Source organism: Bacillus cereus group sp. N12 (assembly GCF_016483575.1).
In the GTDB taxonomy this organism is placed as follows: Bacteria; Bacillota; Bacilli; order Bacillales; family Bacillaceae_G; genus Bacillus_A; species Bacillus_A toyonensis.
This window is the reverse complement of sequence record NZ_JAEHBO010000003.1, coordinates 190,430-197,671: the sequence shown is the minus strand read 5'-3', so window position 1 is coordinate 197,671 and position 7,242 is coordinate 190,430. Positions and strand designations below refer to the sequence as shown.

The following is a 7,242-nucleotide window of genomic DNA, read 5'->3' as shown; positions in this document are numbered from 1 at the left end:
ATTTAACAGAGTTATCTGAAATTCCGTCAATGGATGCATCATTAGCATCTGACTCTTCATCTTCTACAGCATTAAATAATACGATGGAAGGTTTATATCGTATTGGCAAAGATCAAAAGAGAATGCCTGGCGTTGCAGAAGATGTCGAAAAGCTAGATGATGGGAAGAAATACATATTTAAATTAAGAAAAGATGCGAAATGGTCAAATGGGGAACCTGTAACAGCTAAAGACTTTGTGTATTCATGGAAAAGAGCCGTAAATCCAGATACAAAAGCAACGTATTCGTACATTATGTTCGATATTAAAAATGCAGAGAAAATTCATAAAAAAGAATTACCTGCTGACCAATTAGGTGTAAAAGCGATTGATGATTATACATTAGAAGTGGAATTAGACAATCCCGTTCCTTACTTTATCGATTTAACAGTTTATCCAGTATTTTACCCGCTAAATGAAAACTTTGTAAAAGCACAAGGTGATAAGTTTGGTTTAGAGGCAAATACAACATTATATAACGGTCCATTCGTTATGAGTGATTGGAAACATGAACAAAGTTTCCAATTCAAGAAGAATCCTTCATATTGGGATAATAAAACGGTTAAAATCGAAGAAATCAACTTTAATATTGTAAAAAATACAGCAACTGATGTAAATTTATATGAGACAAACGCGATTGATCGTGCGGCTTTAACGTCTGAATTTGTTGATAAGTTTAGACAAAGCCCAGAGTTCCAAACAAGAAAAGAAGCAGGGGTTGCTTACTTAAGATTTAATCAAAGTAATCAGTACTTAAGTAATAAAAACTTAAGAAAAGCAATTTCAATGTCCTTTGACCGTGATAACATTGCGAAAGTTATTTTAAATAACGGTGCAATTGGAGCTTACGGATTTGTTGGAAAAGATTTCGCTGAAGGTCCGAATAAAAAAGATTTCCGAGCTGAAAATGGAAAGCTAGTTGAAACAAATCCAAAAGAAGCGAAAAAGCTTTGGGAAACAGCGAAGAAAGAGCTTGGAACTGATAAAATCGAACTAGAATTCTTAAACTTTGATAATGAAGATGCTAAAAAAGTTGGTGAATTCTTAAAAGGTGAGATAGAAAAGAACTTACCAGGTTTATCAATTAAAATTAAACAGCAACCATTCGCACAAAAAAATAAATTAGAAGATTCTCAGCAATATGATATTGCGTTTGGTATTTGGGGACCAGATTTCCCAGATCCAATCTCATATTTAGATATGTTTGTTACGAATGGTTCTCAAAATAAAACAGGGTATTCTAATCAGAAGTATGATGAGTTAATCCTAAAAGCTAAAACAGATACAAAAGATTTACAAGCTCGCTGGAACAACCTTCTAGAAGTAGAGAAGATGTTAATTAAAGAGGATGCAGTTATCACTCCAATCTTCCAAAAAGGTTCAGCGTATGTAGTAAAAGGTGCCGTAAAAAATATTATCCCAATTAACTATGGTGGTAAATTAACTTACAAATGGGCATCTGTTGAACAAAAATAATCTTTTTTTTCCATCGTTTACAAGGGTATATGCCTATGATGGGCATATGCTCTTATTTTAAAAAAATAAAAGTAAGAATATTTTAAACTATCTTATTGCTTTTGAGAAAAACGGGGAGGTGCTTGACTATGGGACGTTATGTATTAAAACGTTTCGTGTACATGGCTTTGACATTATTTTTAATTACTACACTGACTTTCTTTTTGATGAAATTACTTCCGGGTTCTCCGCTTAAAAACCAGGAGAAGCTATCACCGGCACAAAAAGAAATCATTCTTGAAAAATACGGATTAAATGATCCGGTACCAGTTCAATACGCACGTTACTTAGGTAACTTAGCAAAAGGTGATTTAGGGGTATCATTCCAATATGATAACCGCCCAGTAACAGACATGATTGTGGATCGTATTGGACCATCAGCCCAATTAGGTTTACAAGCGATTATATTAGGGACATTTATCGGTTTAATTTTAGGTATTGTTGCCGCACTTCGTAATAATACGTGGGTGGATTATAGTGCAACAGTTATTTCGGTACTCGGAATGTCGGTACCATCATTCGTATTCGCCGCATTACTACAATATTTCGTAGGGGTAAAACTTGGTTGGTTCCCGGTAGCATTCTGGAAAGGACCAGAGTTTACTGTAATGCCTACAATTGCATTATCGATGGGAGTTATCGCAACAATCGCACGTTTCTCTCGTGCAGAATTAATTGAAGTTATGCAGTCAGACTATATTTTAACAGCGAAAGCAAAAGGAATTAGTCAAGGCGTTATCATTGTAAAACACGCACTTCGTAACGCGTTAATTCCAGTTGTAACAATTTTAGGACCAATGGTTGCGGCATTAATTACAGGAACACTTGTTATCGAGCAAATTTATGCTGTACCAGGACTTGGGGAACAATTCGTTAAATCGATTACTTTAAATGACTATACAGTTATTATGGGAACTACGATTTTCTATAGTGCAATCTTCATTTTAGTTATTTTCATTGTCGATATTTTATACGGAATTATTGATCCTCGTATTCGTTTAGCGGGAGGGAAAAAATGATGAAAGATGTACAAAAATTATCTCCAGATTTATTTCAACAAGCCAATCAAAATAATGTTGATAATGAAGTCATTGCCCGTCCAAGCTTAACGTTTTGGCAAGATGTAAGAAGACGTTTGTTCCAACATAAAGGTGCGATGCTTGGCCTTGTATTATTAGTAATCATTGCGCTATTAGCGATTTTTGGACCGATGGTAAGTAAACACTCGTATAAAGAGCAAGATTTAGGTCGTGCGAAATTACCACCAAAAATTCCAGTTATTGAAAATGTTCATTGGTTACCATTTGACGGTACAGATCAATATGGTGTTGACCAATATGAAAAACGTGATATTAAAGAGTACTTCTGGTTTGGTACAGATGATCTTGGCCGTGACTTATGGACAAGAACATGGGAAGGTACACGCGTATCATTATATATCGCTCTTTTAGCAGCAGCAATTGACTTAGTAATTGGGGTTGCATACGGAGGTATTTCAGCATTCTACGGCGGTAGAGTAGATAATATTATGCAACGTATTATGGAGATTATTAACGGTATTCCATACTTAATCATCGTTATTTTAATGGTAATCATTATGGGATCTGGTATTTGGTCGATTACACTCGCGATGGCGATTACAGGTTGGATAGGGATGTCGCGGATTGTTCGTGGACAAATCTTAAAGTTAAAAAACCAAGAATATGTATTAGCATCTCGTACATTAGGTGCAACGAACACGCAATTAATTGTAAAACACTTAATTCCAAACGTAATGGGACCTATTATCGTAATGACAATGTTTACAATTCCATCAGCGGTGTTTGGTGAAGCGTTCTTAAGTTTCATTGGTTTAGGAATTCAGCCACCATTCGCGTCACTTGGTTCTCTTGTAAATGATGGTTATAAATCTATTCAAACGTATCCACACATGATGTTCATCCCTGCGGTTGTCATCAGTATGTTAATTCTAGCATTCAACTTAATGGCAGATGGATTACGCGATGCGTTAGATCCAAAAATGCGTAAGTAAACGAGGAGGGAGAAGTAAAAATGAAAACATTGTTAGAGGTAAAAGATTTACAAGTCTCCTTTGATACACATGCAGGTGAAGTACAAGCAGTGCGCGGAGTTACTTTTGATTTGAAAAAAGGGGAAACATTAGCGATTGTAGGAGAGTCTGGTTCTGGGAAATCAGTTACTTCTAAAGCGCTAATGGGGTTAATCCCAAATCCTCCAGGCCGTATTAAAAATGGAGAGATTATATTTGACGGTCGTGATTTAACGAAATTAACGGAAAAAGAAATGCAGCAAGTTCGTGGTAAAGATATCGCAATGATTTTCCAAGATCCAATGACATCATTAAATCCAACGATGACAATTGGGAATCAAATTATGGAAGGTCTTATTAAACACCAAGGGATGAGTAGAGGAGACGCACGTAAAGTTGCGTTAGAATTAATCGACCTTGTAGGTATTCCAAATCCAGAAGCACGTTTAAAACAATATCCTCACCAATTCTCAGGTGGTATGAGACAGCGTGTAGTTATTGCGATGGCGTTAGCTTGTAACCCGAAATTATTAATTGCCGATGAGCCGACAACAGCGCTAGACGTTACGATTCAGGCGCAAATTTTAGAGCTTATGAAAGACATTCAGCAAAAGACAGAAGCAGCAATCATTTTCATTACGCATGACTTAGGTGTAGTAGCAAACGTTGCTGACCGAGTTGCGGTTATGTATGCTGGTAAAGTTGTTGAAATTGGAACTGTAGATGAAATTTTCTACAACCCAAAACATCCGTACACATGGGGCTTAATCGCATCTATGCCAAGTTTAGATGGATCAGAGGAAGAGCTATATGCGATTCCAGGAACGCCTCCTGACTTATTAAAACCGCCAAAGGGTGATGCTTTTGCACCACGTAACCCACAGGCGCTGAAAATTGATTTTGAAATGGAACCGCCTTTATTTAAAGTAAGTGATACACACTATGCGGCAACTTGGTTACTTCACGAGCAAGCACCAGAAGTAAAACCGCCGGCAGTTGTTGAAAAACGTATTCTTCAAATGAAAGCAGGTGAACAACATGACTAAACAACGTGAGAAATTAATTGAAGTAAAAAATGTAAAACAACACTTCGACGTGAGTGGTGGTGTTGTCAAAGCGGTTAATGATATTTCATTTGATATTTTCCGCGGAGAAACATTCGGGCTTGTAGGAGAATCTGGTTGTGGTAAATCAACAACTGGAAGAACGATTATTCGTTTATATGATGCAACTGCTGGTGAAGTGTTGTTCGATGGTGAAAACGTACATGGTAAGAAATCACGCGCAGAACTGAAGAAGTTCAACCGTAAAATGCAAATGATTTTCCAAGATCCATATGCATCATTAAACCCTCGTATGACAGTAGGGGATATTATTGCAGAAGGTATTGATATTCACGGATTAGCAAAAAGTAAAAAAGAACGTATGGACCGTGTTCATGAACTGTTAAACACAGTTGGTTTAAATAAAGAACACGCAAACCGTTTCCCGCACGAATTCTCGGGTGGACAACGTCAACGTATCGGTATCGCTCGTGCGCTTGCTGTAGAACCTGAATTTATCATTGCCGATGAGCCAATCTCAGCACTTGACGTATCGATCCAGGCGCAAGTTGTAAACTTACTGAAACAGTTACAAAAAGAAAAAGGTTTAACATACTTATTCATTGCCCATGATTTATCAATGGTAAAATACATTAGTGACCGCATCGGCGTAATGTATCGTGGTCAAATCGTTGAGCTAACAACAAGTGATGAGTTATATGCGAATCCAATTCATCCATATACAAAATCACTATTATCAGCGATTCCGCTTCCAGATCCAGATTATGAGCGCAATCGTAAACGTATCGTATACGATCCATCGCAGCATGATTATGGTAATGAAGCACCAACAATGCGTGAAATTCGCCCAGGACATTTCGTATTATGTTCTGAAGCAGAGTATAAGAAATATAAAGAGATTTATCAATAAAAAAAAGGTCATTCTTCCGTTACGGAAGAATGACCTTTTTTACTATATTTGTCGATAAGTCGATATATTTAAAGAATCATCGATATAAGGTGCATTTATCAATAAATGCACCTTAATCAAAGAAGTGTTACTGCGCCTGAACAGAAACATTCTCTTCTTGCTCATTCGGCTTAACAAGTGCGTAACTTTCCCATGCTCTACTTCTCCAGCGGAAGAACATAATAATTGCCCGCGTCCATTCATCGATAGCAATCGCTAGCCAAATACCAACGAGTCCCATATCTAAATGGAAGGCAAAAAAGTAACCGAGTGGCAAACTCATTAACACCATAGAGAACGCACCAATTAAAACTGGATATTTTGCATCACCGGCTGCACGAAGGGAATTAATGATGACGATGTTCATCGTACGTCCTGTTTCGAGTAGTACACTTAGTAAAAGAACGCTTGCCCCTAGAGCGATAATATGAGGATTATCAGTAAATACCCCCATTAATTGTGTGCGGAATGTAATAACGAGAGCGACCATAAATAAAGTCACACCAATTGCCCATTGTACACTTTTCCATACACGTGTGTATGCTTCATCTTTTTCATTTCCGCCAACTAGGCGTCCCACGATAATAGCTGTTCCCATACCGATTGCAATTGCGAATAAATAAGTAAACATGGAAATGTTAGTAGCATATTGTCTAGCAGCTAACGATTCTGTTCCTAAGTAAGTTGCGTAGTACAGGAAGACAATTTGGCAAGCTTGATACATGACTTGTTCAAAAGCAGATGGAATGCCAATTTTTAAAATTTTCCCCACGTATTCTTTTGATAAGGTGAAGTAATATTGTAATTTTACACGGTATTCCATAACGCGGTATAGTAACCAGAAGAACACAATCAGTGCCAGTAGTCGACTGACAGCGGAAGAAATCGCGGCCCCTTGTACACCAAGTTCAGGGAAACCGAACTTCCCGAAAATAAGTACGTAGTTTCCGGCGATATGAATAATATTCATTCCAAGCGAAACAAACATTGCTTGCTTTGTAAAGCCGTGAACGCGAATAATTGCGGCTAACGAGTTAATAATAGCTTGAAGGAAAATGGCTCCTCCGACGATGGATAAATAGCTTTGTGCATACGTTAGTACATCGCCTTGTAAATTCATTGCCATCATCATATGTTTTGAAAATAAAAGAAAACCAGCACTTATAACGAGTCCGACCACTAAATTTAATGTGACGGCTAATGCTGATATTTTAGATGCTTCCATAAAACGTTTAGAACCGAGGTATTGAGATACGACGATCGCAGCGCCATTCCCGATTACTTCTAGTACCAAAATAGCGATATGAAGATATTGATTCGCTGCACCAACCCCAGATACAGCATCGTCTGATAATGCACTTAACATGAAAGTATCAGCGATCCCCATCAACATAAAAAGAAAAACTTCTAGAAAAATAGGCCATGTTAATAAGAATAAACTTAATTTTTCTGTCGGCCCGTTTTTTGAGTGAATTGCTGTCATGTCCGTCCCCTCTTTACCGATATCTATTTTTAGCAAAGTGTATCGTAACATACTTTCTTATCCTTTGCACTCATTTTAACCTACATATTTTTAATATGAAGAGACCTTCATTTTATGCTAAAAAGAGAAGGATAATTATACAA

Annotated in this window: 6 protein-coding genes; 5 read left to right on the top strand and 1 reads right to left on the bottom strand. The window is 37.2% G+C overall.

What is annotated here, in order from left to right; genetic code table 11:
- The 5 genes from JDS92_RS03175 to JDS92_RS03155 form a co-directional block, all read left to right on the top strand.
- The coding region (locus JDS92_RS03175; protein WP_199631489.1) for a peptide ABC transporter substrate-binding protein at positions 1-1,514 on the top strand (1,514 nt) is incomplete at its 5' end.
- A 128-nt stretch (positions 1,515-1,642) separates the two neighbouring features.
- Positions 1,643-2,572, top strand: a complete 930-nt coding sequence (opp3b, locus tag JDS92_RS03170) for an oligopeptide ABC transporter permease (protein WP_000534168.1) — start codon at positions 1,643-1,645, stop codon at positions 2,570-2,572.
- Positions 2,569-3,585 (top strand): oligopeptide ABC transporter permease, encoded by a 1,017-nt coding sequence (opp3C, locus tag JDS92_RS03165; protein WP_000974107.1) that lies wholly within the window; start codon positions 2,569-2,571, stop codon positions 3,583-3,585. The genes opp3b and opp3C overlap by 4 nt, the downstream gene beginning before the upstream one ends.
- 20 nt (positions 3,586-3,605) lie before the next feature.
- Positions 3,606-4,649, top strand: coding sequence for an ABC transporter ATP-binding protein (locus tag JDS92_RS03160; protein ID WP_000854338.1), 1,044 nt, complete (start codon positions 3,606-3,608; stop codon positions 4,647-4,649).
- On the top strand, positions 4,642-5,577 hold the full coding sequence (locus JDS92_RS03155) for an ABC transporter ATP-binding protein (RefSeq protein WP_000166337.1): 936 nt from the start codon (positions 4,642-4,644) through the stop codon (positions 5,575-5,577). Before JDS92_RS03160 ends, JDS92_RS03155 begins: the two co-directional genes overlap by 8 nt.
- Positions 5,578-5,704: 127 nt before the next feature.
- Here JDS92_RS03155 and JDS92_RS03150 read toward each other — a convergent pair whose 3' ends face one another.
- A complete protein-coding gene (locus JDS92_RS03150; RefSeq protein ID WP_002156289.1) occupies positions 5,705-7,150 on the bottom strand; it encodes an MATE family efflux transporter in 1,446 nt (481 codons plus the stop codon).
- Between the last annotated feature and the right edge of the window lie 92 nt (positions 7,151-7,242).

Bases quoted from the DNA above. Each gene is read 5' to 3' on its own strand.
- opp3b (WP_000534168.1), top strand. From the start codon at position 1,643: ATGGGACGTTATGTATTAAAACGTTTCGTGTACATGGCTTTGACATTA.
- opp3C (WP_000974107.1), top strand. From the start codon at position 2,569: ATGATGAAAGATGTACAAAAATTATCTCCAGATTTATTTCAACAAGCC.
- JDS92_RS03160 (WP_000854338.1), top strand. From the start codon at position 3,606: ATGAAAACATTGTTAGAGGTAAAAGATTTACAAGTCTCCTTTGATACA.
- JDS92_RS03155 (WP_000166337.1), top strand. From the start codon at position 4,642: ATGACTAAACAACGTGAGAAATTAATTGAAGTAAAAAATGTAAAACAA.
- JDS92_RS03150 (WP_002156289.1), bottom strand. From the start codon at position 7,150: ATGTTACGATACACTTTGCTAAAAATAGATATCGGTAAAGAGGGGACG.